Origin of the sequence: Nocardia panacis (assembly GCF_003598715.1) — a bacterium.
Classification (GTDB): domain Bacteria; phylum Actinomycetota; class Actinomycetes; order Mycobacteriales; family Mycobacteriaceae; genus Nocardia; species Nocardia panacis.
Genome location: NZ_QZFU01000006.1, coordinates 1 through 19,632, shown reverse-complemented (window position 1 = coordinate 19,632; position 19,632 = coordinate 1). Strand labels below are relative to the sequence as shown.

Sequence of the window (19,632 nt, the reverse complement as noted above, 5' to 3'; positions counted from 1 at the left end):
GGGTGATCTTCCGGGTCATCATGCGAACACCTCGCCGAACGAACGTGCGACGGAGGATCGCGCGAACCAGAGGTGGAGTTGTGCGGGGTCTTGGCAGTTCATGATTCGGGTGCGGGCGTCGTCGGTGACGGCGATGCCCCGAAACGACATGTTCTGCATGATGTGGCTCCGTGTCACTGCCAGAGTTGTTGCCGCCGTCGCTTGCTCCACTCCCCTCGCCATTGCGTTCTCGCGCATAGCCTGCGCGGTGATCCCGCGGAACCAGCTTTCGTGAATAGTCACCAGATTCCTCCACGTTTCCAGGGCGGACGTGCCCTTCAGGCCGTTTTCGATCACTTCGATCCAGATTTGGGCATCATCAGTATTCTTGATTGTTTCCAGGGCTGCGGCCACTGTTTTCAGGATCTCATCGATGCCCTTCTTCTTCGCATGGGCGATGGCCGACAGCGAGGCCAGCGGAATATCGCCGATGGCGGTTTCGATATCGGTGATGCGCGGGGCGTTGCTGGGGCCGATGACGAGTGGCCAGGCGGTGAGGCTTTTACGCCAGGCCGACGGTCCATATAGGTGGGCTTGGTTTGCCCACCGCTCTACGGCGTTGTCTTGGCAGACGACTGCGAGCACCACCGGGAGCTTGTACTTGCTGCGGAGGTAGGCCTGGTAGTAGGCCCAGGAATCCAGCTTTTTGTCCTCCTTCTCCTGCTGCGATTCGATGACCAGGATGAATGGCTCGGTGGTGGTGTCGAGACGCATGACCATGTCGGCCCGGCGCTCGAGGGGTTCCAGCGTGGTCAAATCCGTTGAGAGCATGTGGTTGTCGATCGTCTCGCCGAAGTCCATGTCGAGGGCTTTGAACATTCGTGTGAACACACCGGGGTCGTGCTCGAACAGCCGGTGCATTGCTTCATGCTGTGCACTTACCATGGCCGCCAACGTACTTCGCGGTTCTCGAAAATCTGTTCGATGCTGGAAATTTGCTCGGTCAACGACGGCGTTTCGCGTCCAATCACGTTCGTGTCGCGTTGAAATCACGAAAAGCTGGTCATGTGAACAATTTTCGGCACCGCAGACAGAAAGGCTGCTCCACCCGAAATGGGTGAAGCAGCCAATCAATTCGGGACACTTATTTGTTCAGATTCGGCATCGGGGAGTCGATGGTGCTGAAGTACTGAACGGCCGCCGCGATCGCCACCGGGGCGGTGATGACGAACTGCGCGGCTTGGGAGCCAGACACATTCAAAGAAGGACTACTTCGCGGCGCGCCACCTCCCGGCCACGCCGACGATCACATCGACGGCGAGGAATCCGAGCAGACTCAGCCCGACCAGCGGTAGGAACCACGCCACCACCAGCGCGACAACCACCAGCGGCGCGACCAGCCACGGCGCGGTCTGCCCGAGCGCGCCCCGACGCGGACCCCGACCGAGCGCGAAGCCGGCTCCACGAGTCGGCCTGCGCCGCCACCACATTCGGTAGCCGAGCACAATGACCGCGATCAACCCGAGCATGCCCGCCAGCAGCAGTAGCTGATTGAGCAGTCCGAACAGCAACCCCATATGGAACTGGATGCCCCAGTTGGTGAATTTGGCCATCAACGGCCAATCGGCGTAGCGCAGCGAATCGGTGACGGCGCCGGTCGCGCCGTCCACGGCCACCGCATCGACGGTGTAGGTGCCCGACATGCGCCGCTCCTTGACCGCGAAGGCCTGCCCGGCCGCGGACGGAATGGCGATCTCGGCAGGCTGGGTGACGCCTTGCCCCTTCGCGATCGCGTACACCCAATCGAGCTGCTGAATGCGTGCGGTCGGATCGGTGGGCGAGGTCGCGGACATGTGGTGCTCGGCATGTTCACCGCCCGAATGCTGCACCGGCGCAGTCGATCCCGGCAGGCTGGTGCTGACGGCGGGTGTGGTCCAACTGAGTTGCCTACGCAGTTCGGCGATATTGTCCCCGGCATAGGTGGACCAGGTCATACCGGTCACCGAGAGCAGCAGCATCAGCGGCAGTGTCCAAACGCCAATGGCGCCATGCCAATTCAGTGTCCGTCCGCGTCCCTTCGCGGAACGGTCGGGCGCCAGCAGCCAGCCCACCCCATCGCGCTGCCGCCTGCGTCGCACCCGCCGCCACCACAGCACCAGCCCGGCGAGCGCGATCACCCACAGCCAAGAAGCCGCCAACTCGCTGTAGATCCGCCCCGACTCGCCGAGGTGTAGATCCCGATGCAGATGGTCGATCCAGGTGCGCAACGGGAGCGCACCCGAACTGCCGTACACCACGGATTCGCCGACGGGTTCGGCGGTGTGCGGGTTGACGAACACCGCGCGCCGCTCACCCGCGCCGAGAGTGGAATCCCCGAAAAGGACCCGCGTCGTCCGGCCCGCGTCCGGCGCGGGCGCGACCGCGACCAGCGACAACTCGGGCCTGGTCCGCACCGCCGCCGAAACCTGCTCCGCCAGTGGCTTGACCGGACCTTCCGGAGCGACTTGAAGCAGATCACGGGAGACGATCTGCTCCAACGTCGGCGAGATCGCGTACAGCGCGCCGGTGACGGCGGCGATCAGGATGAACGGTGCGACGAAGATCCCCGCATAGAAGTGCAGGCGCATCGCCAAGGGATACAGCCCGTTTCGGGCGCGCCGAGTCGGTTCGGTGCGCGGCGATACTTCCGGGACACTCAGGTCCTCGGTAATTGTCATCGGTAATTCGTTTCTGAGAGTGGGGAATTGGAACAAACTGTGAGGACGGAAATTGCACAAGCAGGCGCTGCTGCGAGATCGTGTGGCTCGGAGTTGTTCGGAACTATCCGAGCGGTGCTACCGAGCGGCCCGTATCCATCTGGATCACCCGATATCGCACGGCGGCGAAACCGAACAGCCCGACACCGATCGCTGCTCAGCGCGGTGCATGTCAGCACCGCGACACTCGCGAACCCCACGCGCCGGATCTGCAAGCCGAACCAGTCGCGTGCCGGGCAACCGACTCCGCAGCGCAATCGAGTTCTCGACAACCTGCGCCATAGTGCTTCGAGCGTCGGACGATCTGCGCCGCAGCCGTATCGATCGCGTGCCGACCTGTGCCGGAGCACACGACGACCCGTGCCGCAGGTCCGTCGAGTTCTCGACAACCTGCGCCGCAGTGCCTTCGAGAGTTCACCGGTCCGCGCCGCCGACCAATCGATTGCGTACCGACCTGTGCCGGAGTGCGTGTCGACCTGTGCCGCAGGGCAATCGACTTCTCGACAGTCTGCATCGCACTGCTTCAAGAGTCGATCGATCCGCTCGCCGACCAATCGATTGCGTCCCGACCTGCACCGGAGTGTGTGCCGACCTGCGCCGCAGCGCAATCGAGCTCACCACGGCCTGAATCGCAGTGCCAGTGGGCCGTACGACGATCGGTGCCGCAGTGCTATCGAGTGCACGCCGACCTGCACTGAAGCGCAGGACTCTTCACGCTGCCGCGAAATCGAGTTCTCGACAATGTGAAGCGCAGTGCTTTCGAGCGCCCTACGGTCTGTGTCGCAGGTCAATCGTGCACCGAAGCGCATGACGACCTGCGCCACAGCACAGTCGAGCGTCCAACGACTGCCCGGCAGCACTGTCGTGCGTACGTCGTCCCGCACCCGAGTGCACAACGGCCAGGGTCGAAGCACAATCGAGCCCACGAGTCTGTGTCGCAAGACAATCGAGTGCCCGATAGCCCGCGTCGTTCTGCACCGAGGCGCATGACGACTTGCGCGACAGCGCAATCGAGCGTCCGACGACTGTTCGGCGGCGGCCTTTCGTGTCCACGCCGTCATGCACCGGAGCGCGCGACGGCTTGGGCCGAGGCCCAATCGAGGTCACGACAGTCTGCGTCGCAAGGCAATCGAGTGCCCGATAGCCCGCGTCGTTCTGCACCGAAGCGCATGACGATCTGCTTGACAGTGCAATCGAGCGTCCGACGACCACCCGGCAGCAGTGCTTTCGTGCATGTCGTCCCGCACCGGAGTGCATGACGGCACGGCGAAGCGCAATCGAGCTCACGACGACCTGCGTGGCAAGGCAATCGGGTGCCCGAAAGCCGGTGCCGACCTGTACCGAAGTACCTGGCCGACTTGCGTCACAGTGCGATCGATAGTTCGACGACGGCCTGGCAGCAGTGCTTTCGTGCATGCCGTCCCGGACCGGAGTGCATGACGGCCTAGGTCGAGGCCCAATCGAGGTCACGACAGTCTGCGTGGCATGGCAATCGAGTGTCCGAAAGCCTGTGTCGACCTGTACCTCAGTACCTGAGGACTTGCGTCACAGTGCGATCGAGCGCTCGACGACTGCCTGGCAGCCGTGCGTTCGTCTATGCCGTCCCGCACCGGAGTGCACGACTGTTTGGGCTGAGGCCCAACCGAGCTAACGACAACCTGCCTCGCAAGGCATTCGAGTGCCTGGTACCCGCGCCGACCTGTACCGAAGTACGTGGCCGACTTGTGCTACAGCGCAATCGAGCGTCCTGCGGCTGCCCCGCAGCGGTGCGTTCGTGCAGGCCGTCCGGCACCGGAGTGCATGACGGCCTGCGTTGTGAAATCGAGCGCGCGACAACAGCATCGCAAGGCAATCGCGGCTGGACAGCCTGCGCCGAAGCGCGACTGGACGCCGAACCGGAAGTTCGCGGATCAATCGAATTCCGGGCGATCTGTGTAGTAGACCGCCCGGGCAAAGGGTGGATTGCGTGGCAACGCAATCGTGTCCCGATGTTCTGCCACAACGCAACCGACCACTCGATCGTCGAATCGCAGTGCGACTGCCGGACCCTGGAGGTCGCATTGCGACCAACCACTGAGCGCGGGAAGTCGCGGTGTGGCTACCGACTGAAGCCGGGGCCGTATCGCGACCGACCGTTGAGTCCTGGAAGTCGCGGTGTGGCTACCGACTGAAGCCGGGGCCGTATCGCGACCGACCATTGTGCCCTGCAAATCGCAGCGCGACTGCCAACTGAAGCCGGGAACCGCAGTGCGATCCCAGGGAATCGCACCATGATCGAGCCCCCAACCCATCAATCGCGCAGATCCAACCCGTCTCCGCAGGCCCGGATTCCGCCCCTCATCAACAAGCAGACCGGACTACAACTTCAACGACAGAACCACACGACCATCGACGTCGAACGACCGAACAAATCCGCCTCGACCAACCCGAAAACCATTGCGCCGAATCAACCGACAGCCAACAGGCCGGATATCGAACGCGTAGGCGGCCCCCGACTCCGCAGCCCGTTCACCGCGAGCAACCGCAGAATAACCCGGTCCCGATGTGCCAACCGCAGCGTCGCCGGTCCGATAATCGCAGGCGGGCAATACTTCCGCGGCAAGACCCGCGAAAGCACCGCACACCCGAATCGATAAGCCCCTTCGGCTCCCCGAATCAGCACGGCCGCAATAACAGCCGCTACCAAATGGGCCCCCACCATCGCGGGTGAGATCTGCATATCCCCGTGGTGCATATGCCCGGAACTCCACCCCATGGTGATATGACCGAGCACCTGCCCACCGGCGAGCGCCGTCACCAACCCGATGACGGTCTCGCCCAAGGCCCCCGCCACCAGCGCCCCGATCACCGCCGCTCCGGCGACCAACAGCATCAGCGTGGTCCCGCTGGGTGCGGCGCCCCCTGCGGCCCAGCCGTGGGCCGCGACGGAGATAGCCCCCGAGGTCGTCCCGGCCGTAGCGCCGCGCAGCCGTGCCACCGCACCGCTGCGCGCCGCATTCCGGCACCCGACCTGGAAACTCACGCGCCGATGATAACCGATGAATAACGAACCGAATTACCACCCGGTGGGCGCGATAACTCAGTTCTCCTGGACCGGTATTTCGGCGAGTGGTTTGCGCAACAGTTTCCCGGTCGCGTTGCGCGGCAACTCGTCGAGGAAGATCACTTCGCGCGGCACCTTGTACCTGGCCAGGTTCGCCTTGACGTAATCCTTGATCTCCTGCGGGTCCCGCGTGGACTCGGGGCTGGGAACCACGAACGCGCGCAACCGTTTTCCGAATTCCCGGTCGTCCACGCCGATGACCGCGGCCTCGAAGACGTCGGCTCGCGCGGCGATGAGGTTCTCCACCTCGAGCGGGAAGACGTTCTCGCCGCCGGAGACGATCATGTCGTCGTCGCGCCCGTCGATGTAGAGCAGACCTTCGGCGTCGAAGTGTCCGACGTCGCCGCTGGACATCATGCCGTGCACGGTCTCCTTGGTGCGTCCGTCGGTGTAGCCGCCGAAGGCGAATCCGTTGTCCACGAAGATGGTTCCGGTGATATTCGGTTCGGTGATCGGGTTGCGGTCCGCGTCGAGCAGCACGATGCGGATGCCGACGGGCGCGCGTCCCGCGGTGGTGGGGAAGCGGCGCAGATCCTCGGGGGTCGCCACGGTCATGACCGCGCATTCGGTGGAGCCGTAGAGGTTGTAGAGGCTGTCGTTGAAGTGGTCCAGGGTGCGGGTGACCACGTCGGGCGCGATGGCCGAGCCCGCCGCGAAGATGACCTTGATGCTGGAGACGTCGTATTTGTCGAGGACGGTCTGGTCCAGGTCGAGGATGCGCTGCAGCATGGTGGGCACCACCACCAGCGAATCCGCCCCGTAGGCGTCGATATTGGCGAGGGTCTGCTCCGGGTCGAATCGCCGCTGCTGGAAGATGACCCGGTTGCCCAGTGCGACTCCGATCGTGAATTGCGACAGTCCGGTGCCGTGGAAGATGGGCGCGGCCATCAGCATGGTGCCATTGGCGGGTAGCGGGACCCGGTCCACGAATTGCGCGGAGGCGAACGGGCTGACCCGGTCGCGCGGCGCGCCCTTCGGAGTTCCGGTGGTGCCGCTGGTCAGGATGACCATGCCGCCGGGTTTGGCGGGTGCGGGCAGTTTCGCGGTGGACTGTCCGGCGATGAGCGAGTCGACGGTCGGGATGGCCGGGTCAGCAGTGTTTTTCTCCTCGGCGTCTTTGTCATCCACCCAAGTGAGCACGCGCGGGATCTCGGCCGGGATGGCGCTCATCAGGTCGAGGAATTCACTGTCGTGCAGCACCGCTTTGACCTGCTCGCGCGCGGCTACATCGGCGAATTGCGGTTTGGCGAAGCCGGTGTTCATCAGGACGGCGCGCACGCCGAGTTTGCCGGTGGCGACGAGGCTGAGCACCATGCCGCGATGGTCGCGGGCCAGGACGGCGACGACGTCACCGGGCGCGATGCCCATGTCCCGGAGCCCGCGGGCCAGCGCGTTGGACTGTTCGTCGAGTTGTTCGAAGGTCATCTCGCCGCGTTCGTCGACGATCGCACCGGCGTGCGGTCGGGTCTGGGCGGCATGCATGACGACGCCCGCGAATGGGCCGAATTTGAGCATGTTGAACCCGGATCGCACCGCGTGATCGGGTCGTAACGGGTTGAACAGTTGCCGTTTGACCATGACATTGACGCTGGCGGCGAGCACGTTGGCGGTTTCGCCTGCCTTGCGGACGGCGTCGGTGAGCGCGGGGAAGGACACAGACATCGACAACAACCTTCCGGCGATCCCGCCCGCCGCACGCGGGTGGCGTGGACCGCAACCTCGGGATCCAGTGCTGCCGCTAACAATAGCAAGCGATAGTGAAACCGCTGTGTCTCGGATCTCAGCTGGGCCGCTCGTACTCCATCAGCTCCCGCCGCAGCAGCTTGCCCGTCGCATTGCGCGGCAGCTCCGCCAGTAGGAACACCTCGCGCGGCACCTTGTAGCGGGCCAGGTTCGCCTTGACGAACGCCTTGATCTCCGACTCCTCCGGCGTGTGCCCCGGTTCGGGCACGACGAAGGCGCGCAAGCGCTTGCCGAATTCGACATCGTCCACCCCGACCACCGCCGCGTCGAAGACATCCGCGCGCTCCAGCAGCAGGTTCTCCACCTCCTGCGGGAAGACGTTCTCCCCGCCGGAGACGATCATGTCGTCATCGCGGCCGTCCACCATGAGCAGCCCGTGCCGGTCGAAATGTCCGACATCGCCGCTGGCCAGGAATCCGTCGATGATCTGCTTGTTGCGGCCGTCGGTATAGCCCTCGAACGGCGCGCCACTGCGGACGAAGATGCGGCCGGTGGTCTCGCGGGCGGTGATGAGGCGATCATTGTCGTCGTGGAGGCGGACCTCGCAGGTGATGGGCGAGCGTCCCGCGGTGCCGGGGGACAGGGCCAGATCCTCGGGGGTGGCCACCGTCGCCACCGCGCATTCGGTGGAGCCGTAGAGGTTGTAGAGCACCGGCCCGAATACCTTGGCCACCTTCTGACACAGTTCCGGCGCCAGCGCCGACCCGGCCACCAGAATGCACTTCAGTTGGGACAGATCGTATTTCGCGAGGATCGCCGGATCCAACTCGACCATGCGATGCAGCATGGTCGGCACCGCGACCAGCATCTGCGCCCGATGCTCGGCCACCAGCGCCAAGGTGGCCTCGGCGTCGAAACGCCTGCGCAGCACCGTTTTCGTGCCGAGGGACATGGCCACCAGCCAGGTGCCGAGTCCGGTGCTGTGGAACAGTGGCGAGACGATCACCTGAGTTCCTCGGCGCGGGTAGGGGATTCGATCCACCATGCCCGCGGTGGCCAGCGGGTTGACCCGACTGCGCGGCGCACCCTTCGGCAGACCCGTTGTGCCGCTGGTGAGTATGACGATTCCGCCGGGGTGCGCGGGCGCGGGCAGCGGCTCGCTCGAGTTCTCGGCGATCAACTCGTCCAGAGTCCGTGCGCCCGAGGGGATTTCGCCCTCGACCCAGGTGAGATAGCGGGGCAGCTCTTCGGGAAGCGCGTCGAGCAGACCGAGGAATTCGCTGTCGTGCAGGACGGCGCGCACCCCTTCCCGCTCGCACACCTCGGCGAACTGCGGTTTGGCGAAGCCGGTATTCAGCAGTGCCACCTTGGCGCCGAGTTTGCCCGCGGCGATCAGCGCGAGCACCAGGCCGCGATGATCGCGCGCCAGCAAACCGACGACCGTGCCCTCGGTGATCCCAGCCGTGCGCAGACCGCGTGCCAGAGCGGTGGATTGGTCATCGATCTGGCGAAAGGTCAACTCGCCGTGCTCGTCCACCAGCCCCGGTGCGTCGGGGGTGGCGCGCGCGGCGCGCCGGGACGCCGTGACTGCGGGTCCGTAGACGTGCGAATCCTGGATCGCGCGCAGCGCCTCCCGCGGTCTCGTCGGGTCGATGATCCCCTTGGCCCGCAGGATCCCCAGCGCCTTCACGGCCTCCAGCGCGTGCGCCAGCTTCATATCCAACACCTCCACCAGACAACGGAACCTCACGGTACCGTGCGGTGGCGTGGCTCACACGGCTTCGGCGAGCAGCGGAAACGGCTGTGCCGCCTCGAGTTCGTACGCCGTCTCGAGCAGGGTGCGCTCATCGCCGTACGCGGCGGCCAACTGGACGCCGATCGGCACCCCGGTATCGGCCATCCCCATCGGCAGCGAAATGGCGGGTGTGCCCGCGACATTATTGAGCGGGGTGAAGCCGACATAGCCGATCAGCCGCTCCCGCAGCTCCTCGAAATCGAGCGTGGGGCTGAGGTACCCGAGTTCGGGTGTGATGTGGCTGAGCACCGGGGACAGCACCAGTTCGTGCCGATCGAACATGCGGGCACAGGCGCGGGCGGTGCCGCGCAGTCGCAGCAGCGCGCCGGGCGTGCGTTGCGGTGCGGCGCGGTGGCGGGCACGCAAGCCCAGCGTCAGCCCATCCAGGGCCGCGATATCGAAGGTGCGGTCGAAGACGAAGCGCCCGGTCGAGGCGGCGAGATCGGCAAGCAGCGCCCAGTACTGGAGGAAATCGTCGGCGAACTGGCGGCCCACCGGCAGTTCGATCGGTTCGACGAGGTGCCCGGCCTGCTCGAGCAGGGCCGCGGTGCGCAGGACGGCGGCACGGGTCTGGTCATCGGTCGGGGCGCCGGTGATGGTGTCGAGTATCAGACCGACCCGCAGGCGGCGGCGGGCCGGACCCTGCACCAACCCGATCGGGGGCAACGCCGGATTGCGTCGGTAATCCTCGATGGCGGCGAGATAGGCGGCGGTATCGCGGACACTGCGGGTGAGCACGCCCTCGGAGATGAGGTTGATCGGCATGGTGCGGGACTGCTCGCCGTTGACATGGCGGTCCCGGCTCGGCTTGAGACCGACCAACCCGGCGCAGGCCGCCGGAATGCGAATCGAACCGCCGCCGTCATTGGCGTGCGCGATGGGCACCACGCCCGCGGCGACCAGTGCCGCCGCGCCGCCGGAGGACGCGCCGACCGAGTAGTCGGTGTGCCAGGGATTGCGCGTGGGCTCCTCGGTCATGAATTCCGTTGTGGGACTGAAACCGAACTCCGGCATCCGGGTCTTGCCCAGGACGGTCAACCCGGTGCTGCGCAACTGGCTGGTGTACGCGCCGTCGCGGCGGGCGGGGGCCGCGCGGAAGGCGGCGCTGCCGTGATTGCTGGGCAGACCGCGCACATCGGTGTTGTCCTTGACGTAGGTCGGCACACCGAACAGCGCGCCGTCCTTGCCCTCGGCATAGCGGGGCTGCTCGTGGATCGCGTAGGCGAGGGCGTGCAGGGTGGGGTCGACGGCCTGCGCGCGCGCCGCCGCCGCGGCGGCCAGTTCCTCCGGCGTGGTCGAACCGTCGCGAACGGCCGCGGCCATCGCCACCGCGTCCAGTCGGCCCAGCGCGTCATCGATGAAGGCAGTCAGTCGGTTGTCCATCATGTTTCGAGGGTAGGTGGCACGCGGCACTAAGGTGCACCCATGCGTATCGCGGCCCTCGCGGCCATCCTCTTGCTGGCGACCGGTTGCGCCGCGTCCAAGGACCAGACCCCACCGCAGGCCGTGAATGCGGCGCCCGCGGCGCCGGAGACGGTCTCGGCCGCGCCGTCCAAGGCCGGACCACCCGCTTCCGGGGCATCGATGAAGACCTTCATCGGGTGGGTCGAGGCGGGCAGCTCGGTCGCTACGGCCAAGTACGGCATAGCTATTCGCGAAGAGGACGGAACGTCCACCCAATTGCGGAATGGGGATCTGTCTTTCGTCAGTCCAACCGGAAAAATCAAATGCCTCACCAACTTTCAGGACGGACAGTCCGGGCTCATCTGCCGGGTCGATCTGAAGGATCCGCCGCCGCGTCCGGACGGCGGCATCGGGAACTGGGTCGGCGGTTGGGTCGATTTCGGCGGTTCGGACCTGAATGTCGGTTCTTTCCACGGTGATCCGGGCGCATTCCTGCGTGGCAGCGGACCGGAACTTCCCTACGGATCCCGAATCACCGTGCACGACTTCAGTTGTCGAATGGACACCACCGGGATGTACTGCCTCGCACCGGATGGCAATGCGGGCGTGAAGATGAGCGATGCGGGCATCGTCGCTTTCGGCTGCCTGTCCGAGCGCACCGACCGGCTCACCGGACGGGCCTACGCCTGCTGATCGCGCTGCCGCTCGACGGTGAACTCCGCATCGTTGCGCGGCACCCCGACGCCGCGCCACTCGAACGGAATACCCTGCGCGGTATCGGGATTCATCGTATCCATGAGATGGAAGTGCAGGTGCGGCTGGGTGCTGTTGCCGGAATTGCCGCAGCGGCCCACCTGCTGACCGGCGGTGACGTGCTCGCCGACGCGCACGCTGACCGAACCCCGTCTCAGGTGGCACAGTTTCGCGTATGTTCCGTCCGCGAGCTCCAGCGTTATGGAGTTTCCAAAGATGAAGCTGCGCGGACCCACCGAGCGCACGAACTGCTCCACCAGGAACAGATACAGCACCCCGAGCACGCTGTTGCGCGCGCGATGATCGCGGCGCTTGTCGACCACGGCGACCACGGTGGCATCGGCGGGGGCCAGGATCGGGCGACCGAAGGCCGCGAACTCCTCCGGTTTGCGGAACTGCCACAAACCCCTTGTGCGGTAGGGCGATTCGACCAGATCAATGGCGTGGCTCTGGCCGCCCCAGCGTGTGCCGTGACTCGGGATCCGGTCCGCCGGACTATTGCAGGCCACCCAGGTGCCGCTGACCGGCGGATCCGTGACCACTGCCTCGCGCAGCGGTGCAGGCCGGATCCGGCGCTGTACCGCGCGGAACAGAAGTTCGGCCACGACGGCGAACGCGGTCAGCGCGAGAATCCCGTGGAATACGGTCTGGACGATCTTCGCATTCCCTGTCGGATGCCACCCGGCCAACACGGTCGCGGTATTGACGAGCGCGGCAACAAAGAACACCGCCTGTATACGGTGCAGGATCGATAAAACCTTCGGCGCCACGGTATTTCCTCTCACCTTCGCGCGCTCGCCAACGCGACGAGCAATGGCACCACCCGCCCCGCGGGCACCTCGAAGCGCCCGCGACCCGCCGTCTGCAACCAGCCGACCGCGGCCAACTGCCGCAGATGGTGATAGATCTGGCCCGAGGTGCCCACACCGTCGAGTTCGGTCAGCTCCGCCGCCGTCCTACGCCCGGCCAGGATCGCCCGCAGCAGGCGAAGCCGCACCGGACTGCCCAGTGCCGCAAGGCATTCCGCGGCCTCATCGGCATCATCCTCGAGCAGTGCGTCCGTCGTGAACGTCATCTGCCAGCGGTAGCGTTCCCTGGTCGGCAGGGTGAGCGCCCCGGTGAACAGCACTCCGCCCGCGGCGAGCCCGGCGGCCTCGAAATCATGCTGCAGGCGCGTCAGCGCCCAGAGCTCTTCGGGTTCCGACGTCATCGCCGGCTGCTCCCGTCCGCGCTCCTCCAGCGTCGCGATGCGCCGCTCCAACTCCGCCACCCGTGCCTCGAGATCCACGAGTATGAATCTACGTAATTACGTAACTCTTGACAAGTTGCGCCGCCAACGCGAGAGAATCAACCTCCCCTGAAGTATCGACAACCACCGTCGGTGCCGGCCCCAGCGGCTCCGCCCGATCCGCCCACTCCTGCCACACCCCGACCAGCCGCTCGCCATCCCGATGCAATCCGGCCCGTCGCCGCCCCGCATACCGCGCCCGCGCCGTCTCCACCGGCACGTCACACCAAACCTCCACCACCCGAAGGGCTTCCGATCGTGCGATCCCTGCCGCGGCATACCGCAGATCGCGCGGCTTGAACCACCACGAATCCACCACCACCGTCCCCGCCGAGGCGCGGGCAAGCGCCCACACCGCGTCCATCGCGATCCCGCCCAGCTCCGCGAGGTCCGCCGCGCCGTCGACACAGTCCGCCAGCGCCTCCTTCACGGCATCCTTGGACAGAAATCGGGCACCCATCGCGCCCGCGAGCCCACGGCCCAGCGTCGTCTTTCCAGCTCCCGGCAAACCATTGACCAGCACAAGGAATTCGGCCATCCAGACATGGTGGCGCATTGCTACCCGGACAGTCCCGCTGCGTCGCCCGACGGCTTGCCTCGGGCCGTATCCGAATACGGCGAATGGGCCGGTGTGAAATTCACACCGGCCCATCCCCGATCGCGAACTAGTTGTAGACCGCCCCGAACGACGGAATCGAGATGGTGGCCAGCTGATACTGGTACCCATCGGGATTCGCATCGCTCACCGGCACCGACCATCGATGCCAGAGACTGCCGTACACGGCGGCCACGACCATTCCGCCCCCGATATCGAGCGCGCGGGTGCGAATGGTGGTGTCCACCGGGACATCGGCGTGTTCCAGTAGCGTTTCGGTGCCGCTGCGCCCATTGGACAGGTTGATCCACAGCACTTGCAGTTTCGCGCCGGTCTGATCGGGTGCGATGCTTCCCGGCCCACCGAAGAACGCCAATCGGAACCCGTCGAGCCCGAGCGCGATCCCGGACCCGTAAACGCCGGGACCGGAACCATCGCGCCCGATATCGGACTGGGCCGGAATCTGAAACGGTTGCGCGGGCAACGCGACCGCGCCCGCACTCGGAATGGCTCCCGACGCCAGCAGGCGGTCCACCGCCTGCAGAGCCGCCGGATTTCCCTCCGCCACCGCCCGCAATCGCTGCGCGGCGGCGGTCCAATCCACCGTCGGTGGACCGGCCACCGCATTCCCGGCGAATGCGACGGCCAAAGCCACCGCAGTAGCCAAAACAGCGGCAATACGACGCATACCTCTCAGTTGCATAACCAGTTCTCCTAAGTTCCCCTGGTACAGCTCACCGATATTCCGTCCGTACAACCAAAAACCCAACGACCACCGGCCGCCAAGCCTCCCATTAATACCAACCAACCCCGCCCACCCGCACACGCCCCGCGTGTCGCCGCCAATCCAACCAACAGGGCACCCCGGCGCGCATCACTTGGCGCATCGCGCCAACCTTGCTAACATGGGGGCAACGATGCCCGCCAAGGCTAGAGCGCAAGCTTCCTTACTTCGGCGGGCTCTTTACTATCCTCGGGCGGTATGAAGCCCTTCCTCAGCGTCACGGAGCAAGTAAACAGGCTGCGCGACAACGGCCTTGCGCTACGCGAGGACGAAAGCGTCGTGGCTGAGCACTTTCTCCGAGACCACAACTACTATCGAGTCAGCGGTTCCTTCCGCTACTTCCAGGTCAACCCGCCTGCCGGTCTGAATCAGTTCAGATCGGAGTCCAGCTTCGAGAAGATCCGGACCGCATACGAATTCGATCGGCGACTCGCGCAGCGGCTCCAGTCCGGACTCGCCGAGTTCGAGATCGTCTTCCGTTCCCAACTGGCCTACCTGATGGCGCGATCCGCAGGTCCGACCTCGTATCTGGATGAGCAAACCTACGATGACAAGAACGGAGCACGGGATCGGCTGCTCCAGGACATCCGCAATGAGAGCAGACGGTCCAACGAGCGGTTTGTCCAACACCATTCGACGCTCGGTGAGCCGATGCCGATCTGGGCGGCTGTCGAGGTGATGTCGTTCGGCACCACATCGAAAATGTACGGCTTGGTCAAGGATGCCGAGGGGGTGTTCAAGCCGCTGGCGGCCAGGTTCGGTATCAGCCACCGAGCGTCGCGGCGAATCTTCCGTGCCATGACCGTGCTTCGGAATGTGTGCGCACATCATGGGCGTATCTCGAACCGCAATCACCGCATATCCCTGGAAGCGCCCCGCGAACTTCAGCAGCAGCCCGACAAGACCATCTACAAAGACACTCCCTGGGCCTGGGTGCTCACCCTGGGACACCTGGTTGACAACGTACGGGCCAACCATGATTATTCCGAGTCGCTGTGGGATTTCCTCGAGGCCGAACCGGAATGGCTGTGTAAGGGTCTGATTTATCCATCGGAGATGTGAGGCACCCCGGCGAACCGGTGCGAATCCCAGCGGAAGCGCACCGGCTAGCTGTTGTGCGCCAACCTATTTCAGTTCGGCGCTGCTCTTGCCGAGGACTCGGCGGGCGACGATCAGCTGTTGGATCTGTTGGGTGCCTTCGAAGATGTCGAGGATCTTGGCGTCGCGGCTCCATTTTTCCAGCAGGGTGCGCTGGGAGTAGCCGACGGGACCCGCGAGTTCGACGGCCTTCAGGGTTACGTCGGTGACGGTGCGGCCCGCCTTGGCCTTGGACATGGAGGCTTCGAGGGAGTTGGGTTTCTTGTTGTCGGCCATCCAGGCGGCGCGCAGCGACAGCAGGTAGGCGGCCTCGTAATCGGCTTCCATGCGCAGGAATTCGGCGGCGGCGGCGTGCTGGTTGGCGGCGGGGATGTCGTAGGAGATCTCCACGCCGGCCTCGGTGAGGATGGTGCGCAATTCCTCGAGGGCGGCGCGCGCGACACCGACGGCCATGGCGGCCACCAGCGGGCGGGTGTTGTCGAAGGTCTGCATGACCCCGGCGAAACCCTTCTCCACGTTGACTTCCGGGCTGCCGAGGATATTGTCCTTCGGGATCCGGCAGTCCTCGAGCCGCAACTCGGCGGTGTCGGAGGCTTTGATGCCGAGCTTGTGCTCGAGCCGGGATACGGTGAGGCCGGGCGCGTCTCGCGGCACCACGAACGATTTGATGGCGGCGCGACCCAGGCTCTTGTCGACGCTGGCCCACACCACGATGTGGGTGGCGCGCGAGCCCGCGGTCACGAAGATCTTGGTGCCGTTGAGAACCCACTCGTCCCCGTCGAGGACGGCGGTGGTGGACACGGCGGCCGAATCGGAGCCGAAGGATGGTTCGGTGATGGCCATGGCGGCCCACACCTTGCCGAAGCGGCGCAGTTGCTCATCGGTGGCGACGGCGGCGATGGCCGCGTTGCCGAGCCCCTGGTAGGGGATCGACAGCATCAAACCCACATCGCCCCACGAGGTTTCCAACGCGTTGAGCAGTGCGGACATATTGCCGCCGTTGGAGTTTCCGAGCAGTTCGGTGGCGTGCGGATCGCTGTCGTCGGAGCGGCCGCCCGCCGCGCCGCCGATCTTCTGGGTGCCCGAGTCGGCCAGGCCCTCGACCATGGCGGCCATGGCGTCGAGTTCGACCGGGTATTCGTGTTCGGCCAGATCGTATTTGCGCGAGATCGGGCGGAAGATCTCGCGGCCGACCTGATGGGCCTGGTTGGCGCTGGCCCGCAGCTTCTTGGGGAGTTCGAGATTGATCATGGGGTCTCCTGAAGTGTGGAACGGGCCGGTCAGATGAGCACGACACCCTCGGCGACGCCGATGGCCCGCAGGTCGCGGTACCAGCGTTCGACCGGGTGTTCCTTGGTGAACCCGTGGCCGCCGAGCAGTTGCACACCGTCGAGGCCGATCTGCATGCCCTTGTCGGAGGCCAGCTTTCGGGCCAGCGCCGCCTCGCGGGCGAAGGACAGCCCCTGTTCGGCGCGTGCGGCGCCGCGCAGCGTCACCAGGCGCAGACCGTCGAGTTCGATGGCGATATTGGCGACCATGAACGCCACCGCCTGGCGATGGGAGATCGGTTCGCCGAATGCCTCGCGCTCGTTGACGTAGGGCGTGACGTAGTCGAGGACCGCCTGCCCGGCGCCCACCGCGAGCGAGGCCCAGCCGAGCCGCGCCAGCCGCACCGCGTCGGCGTACTCCTCGGCCCGCTGCGAGGCATCGCCTTCGCCGAGTACGGCGTCCGTGGCGACGGCGACGTTGTCCAGGATGAGGCGGCCGAGTCCGGCGGCTCGCAGACCCATGCTCGGATCGGCCTCGACGACCAGGCCCGCCGCGTCGGATTCGACAATGAAAAGCGCCGGCCGCCCGTCGAGTTCGGCGGCGATGAGGAACAGTTCGGCGTCGGCGGCGGCGGGCACCAGGGATTTGACGCCGCTGATCCGGTAGCCGCTGGGGGAGCGAACAGCCTTGGTCTGCAGGGCGAATGGGTCGAACAGTGCGCGTGGTTCGGCGATCACCACGGCGGCCTGCGGTACATTCTCGCCGGTGAAGGCGGGCAGGTAGGTCTGCTGCTGTGCGTCGGAACCCCACTGGGACAGTGCGATCGCTACGCCGCTCGGCGCGAGGATGGGCAGGGCCAGGCCCATATCGCCGTGTGCGAGGGCTTCGGCGACAAGGGAATTGGTGACGGCGCCGCGTTCGGAGGCGGCGCCGTCGAGTTCCTCGGGCACGTTGATGAGGGTGATGCCGAGTTCGGCGGCGCGTTCGAACAGGTCGCGCGGGGCCTTGGCGGAAGCGTCGGCCTCATGGGCGGCGGGGCGCAGGATTTCCGCGGCGAATTCGCGCACCGTCTCGACGATCATCTTCTGCTCGTCGCTCGGGGTGAGGTCGAAGTAGTCTTTGGTGCGGGACTCGTTGTCGGCCAGGCGTTTCGGCGCGCCACCGCCTGCGACCCGGTTGAAGACGCGGGTGGCGGCGCCGAGGGTGCGGAAGCCGGTCTTGGTGCCCTCGTAGGTGACTCGTTCGATGGGTTTGCGCAGGTTGTACTTCTCGGCCAGCTCCGACCCGGTCAGGGTCGTCATGACCCGCATCGCGGCGCCCATCCAGTCCCGCCTGGGGTGGCTCGTGCCGACCGCCGACGTATCAGGACGTCGCGTCGTCGCGCTGTCTCGAGTACTCATCATCACCTGTTTTCTCGCTGGGGGTGAATCCGTCTGCCGGTTTCTTACTCCGAAGTAAGCTTATCTTACTCTGGAGTAAGAACCACGTCGAGGTGCAGCTTACGCCTTGGTTTCCCGACCTGCGGTTTCGCCATTCCCCACTTCGGAATCCCCACTCGATCCCACTGCGGCGCAGTGGGATCGGTCGCGAGATAGGGTGCCGACTACACAGAATCCGAAAAGGAGTGACCGTGCTCGAATCCGCGCGCAGCGCGAGCGGCAGCGCAGCCGCGCCGATGGTCGCCGCCGCCCCGCCCGATACCGCCGAGATCGTCGCCCTGCGCGATCGCCTCGCTCAGTGGATGGTCGAGCGCGGAATCCAACAGTGGTTGCCGGGGGAATATCCCGAGGACGCGGTCGCCGCCGAGGTGGCGCGCGGCGAGTGGTTCATCTGGCGGGCCGAATCCGGCGCGCTCACCGCCGTCGCGCGACTGGTGTGGCGCGATCCGGATTTCTGGGGCGCGGATGACGCGGAGGCGGGCTATATCCACGGCCTGATGGTCGCTCCGGAATTCCGCGGCAACGACCTGGGCGCGCGGGTGGTGCGATTCTGCGCCGAGCGCACCCGCTCGCGCGGTATCGGGGTGCAGCGGCTCGACTTCGCCTCCGATAATCCGGTGCTGCGGAAATTCTATGTGGCACAGGGTTTTCGGGAGGTGCGTCAAGCGCCGCTGCCCGAGCGCTTCCGTGGCAACAGCACGGTCACGCTGATGGAGAAGCTGCTCGATTAGCGCAGCCGCGCCAGCACCTCGTCGTGCAGCAGGCCATTGCTGGCCACCGCATTGCCGCCGTGCGGCCCGGCCGTGCCGTCGAGCGCGCTGAACCGCCCGCCCGCCTCGCGCACCAGGATGTCGAGCGGGGCCAGATCCCACAGCGAGACCTCGGGTTCGGTGGCGATATCCACGGCCCCCTCGGCGAGCAGGCAGTAGCTCAGGAAGTCGCCGTAGCCGCGCACCCGCCACACCGCATCGGTGAGTTCCAGGAATCGATCGCGGATGCCGAGGTCGCGCCAGCCGGACAGGCTGGAGAAGGCCAGGCTCGCGGACTCCAGTGCGCCCACCTCGGAGACCGAGATCGATTTCGGCGCCCCACCTTGGAAACTGGTCCAGGCGCCGGATCCGGTGGCGGCCCACCAGCGTCGCGCCAACGCGGGCGCGCTGACCACCCCGACCACCGGGATGCCGTCCACGAGCAGTGCGATGAGCGTGGACCAGATCGGCACGCCGCGCACGAAGTTCTTGGTGCCGTCGATCGGATCGATGACCCACCCTCGCCCGCTGAATTCCGCCGCGCCGCCGAACTCCTCGCCGAGCACCGAATCCCCGGCCCGTTCCCGCGCCAGGATCTCGCGCAGCGCCTGCTCGACCGCGAGGTCGGCATCGGAGACGGGGGTGAGATCCGGTTTGGCGTCGACCCGCAGATCGAGCGCGCCGAAGCGGGCTTCGGTGATCGCGTCGGCCGCGTCGGCCAGGCGCAGGGCAAGGTCGAGATCGGGGGTGTGTGCTGCCACGCGCCACAGACTAGCCACCGTGCGCGACCGGTCCGAAACCGGTCTAGACCCAATGCCGCGCAGTTAGCGCGGATGAGCGCAGTGCAAGTGGATCTTGCTGTGGTGGTTGGTATGTCGTGACGCGGAACAGCGGAACTCCTGGTAGAGAGGTTAACGACCAAGAAAACCGTGCCACC

General features: G+C 65.9%; 16 protein-coding genes. 3 read left to right on the top strand and 13 right to left on the bottom strand.

Annotated elements, in window-relative coordinates:
* Positions 1 to 18: 18 nt before the first annotated feature.
* The 6 genes from D5S18_RS00535 to D5S18_RS00510 all read right to left on the bottom strand — a co-directional run bounded on the left by D5S18_RS00535 (position 19) and on the right by D5S18_RS00510 (position 10,699).
* The gene (locus D5S18_RS00535; protein WP_147403781.1) at positions 19 to 924 is read right to left on the bottom strand and encodes an RpnC/YadD family protein; all 906 of its coding nucleotides are present in this window, start codon (positions 922 to 924) and stop codon (positions 19 to 21) included.
* A gap of 323 nt (positions 925 to 1,247) precedes the next feature.
* Positions 1,248 to 2,696: a PepSY-associated TM helix domain-containing protein gene (locus D5S18_RS00530; protein ID WP_120036821.1), complete on the bottom strand. Its 1,449-nt coding sequence runs from the start codon at positions 2,694 to 2,696 to the stop codon at positions 1,248 to 1,250.
* 2,485 nt (positions 2,697 to 5,181) lie between these two features.
* The gene (locus tag D5S18_RS00525) at positions 5,182 to 5,757 is read right to left on the bottom strand and encodes a hypothetical protein (RefSeq protein ID WP_120036819.1); all 576 of its coding nucleotides are present in this window, start codon (positions 5,755 to 5,757) and stop codon (positions 5,182 to 5,184) included.
* A gap of 57 nt (positions 5,758 to 5,814) precedes the next feature.
* Positions 5,815 to 7,500, bottom strand: coding sequence for an acyl-CoA synthetase (locus D5S18_RS00520; protein ID WP_120036817.1), 1,686 nt, complete (start codon positions 7,498 to 7,500; stop codon positions 5,815 to 5,817).
* Between the two features lie 118 nt (positions 7,501 to 7,618).
* Positions 7,619 to 9,238: an acyl-CoA synthetase gene (locus D5S18_RS00515; RefSeq protein WP_120037277.1), complete on the bottom strand. Its 1,620-nt coding sequence runs from the start codon at positions 9,236 to 9,238 to the stop codon at positions 7,619 to 7,621.
* A 54-nt stretch (positions 9,239 to 9,292) separates the two neighbouring features.
* Positions 9,293 to 10,699, bottom strand: coding sequence for an amidase (locus D5S18_RS00510; protein WP_120037275.1), 1,407 nt, complete (start codon positions 10,697 to 10,699; stop codon positions 9,293 to 9,295).
* Positions 10,700 to 10,741: 42 nt separating this feature from the next.
* Between D5S18_RS00510 and D5S18_RS00505 the strand changes: the two genes are divergently transcribed.
* Positions 10,742 to 11,413, top strand: a complete 672-nt coding sequence (locus D5S18_RS00505) for a hypothetical protein (RefSeq protein ID WP_120036815.1) — start codon at positions 10,742 to 10,744, stop codon at positions 11,411 to 11,413.
* Here D5S18_RS00505 and D5S18_RS00500 read toward each other — a convergent pair.
* The 4 genes from D5S18_RS00500 to D5S18_RS00485 form a co-directional block, all read right to left on the bottom strand.
* Positions 11,401 to 12,243 carry a M23 family metallopeptidase gene (locus D5S18_RS00500; RefSeq protein WP_158607764.1) on the bottom strand — a complete coding sequence of 281 codons (843 nt, stop codon included), beginning with the start codon at positions 12,241 to 12,243 and terminating at the stop codon, positions 11,401 to 11,403. The genes D5S18_RS00505 and D5S18_RS00500 overlap by 13 nt on opposite strands.
* 11 nt (positions 12,244 to 12,254) lie before the next feature.
* On the bottom strand, positions 12,255 to 12,761 hold the full coding sequence (locus D5S18_RS00495; protein WP_203236521.1) for an ArsR/SmtB family transcription factor: 507 nt from the start codon (positions 12,759 to 12,761) through the stop codon (positions 12,255 to 12,257).
* Positions 12,762 to 12,771: 10 nt separating this feature from the next.
* Positions 12,772 to 13,299, bottom strand: a complete 528-nt coding sequence (locus D5S18_RS00490; protein WP_158607763.1) for a P-loop nucleotide/nucleoside kinase family protein — start codon at positions 13,297 to 13,299, stop codon at positions 12,772 to 12,774.
* 127 nt (positions 13,300 to 13,426) lie between these two features.
* On the bottom strand, positions 13,427 to 14,059 hold the full coding sequence (locus tag D5S18_RS00485; protein ID WP_120036809.1) for a hypothetical protein: 633 nt from the start codon (positions 14,057 to 14,059) through the stop codon (positions 13,427 to 13,429).
* Positions 14,060 to 14,338: 279 nt separating this feature from the next.
* Here D5S18_RS00485 and D5S18_RS00480 point away from each other — a divergent pair, with 279 nt between their 5' ends.
* Complete coding sequence (locus D5S18_RS00480; RefSeq protein WP_120036807.1) at positions 14,339 to 15,202, top strand: Abi family protein; 864 nt, start codon at positions 14,339 to 14,341, stop codon at positions 15,200 to 15,202.
* Positions 15,203 to 15,265: 63 nt separating this feature from the next.
* Here the strand turns inward: D5S18_RS00480 and D5S18_RS00475 are convergent, their stop codons facing one another.
* Positions 15,266 to 16,489 carry an acyl-CoA dehydrogenase family protein gene (locus D5S18_RS00475; protein WP_120036805.1) on the bottom strand — a complete coding sequence of 408 codons (1,224 nt, stop codon included), beginning with the start codon at positions 16,487 to 16,489 and terminating at the stop codon, positions 15,266 to 15,268.
* Positions 16,490 to 16,518: 29 nt separating this feature from the next.
* Entirely contained in the window at positions 16,519 to 17,913 is a 1,395-nt protein-coding gene (locus D5S18_RS00470) for an acyl-CoA dehydrogenase family protein (protein WP_439651061.1), read from the bottom strand.
* Between the two features lie 224 nt (positions 17,914 to 18,137).
* On the opposite strand from D5S18_RS00470, the gene D5S18_RS00465 reads away from it, so the two are divergent.
* Positions 18,138 to 18,677, top strand: a complete 540-nt coding sequence (locus tag D5S18_RS00465) for a GNAT family N-acetyltransferase (protein ID WP_239003442.1) — start codon at positions 18,138 to 18,140, stop codon at positions 18,675 to 18,677.
* Here D5S18_RS00465 and D5S18_RS00460 read toward each other — a convergent pair.
* A complete protein-coding gene (locus D5S18_RS00460; protein WP_120036801.1) occupies positions 18,674 to 19,456 on the bottom strand; it encodes an inositol monophosphatase family protein in 783 nt (260 codons plus the stop codon). The genes D5S18_RS00465 and D5S18_RS00460 overlap by 4 nt on opposite strands.
* Positions 19,457 to 19,632 lie beyond the last annotated feature (176 nt).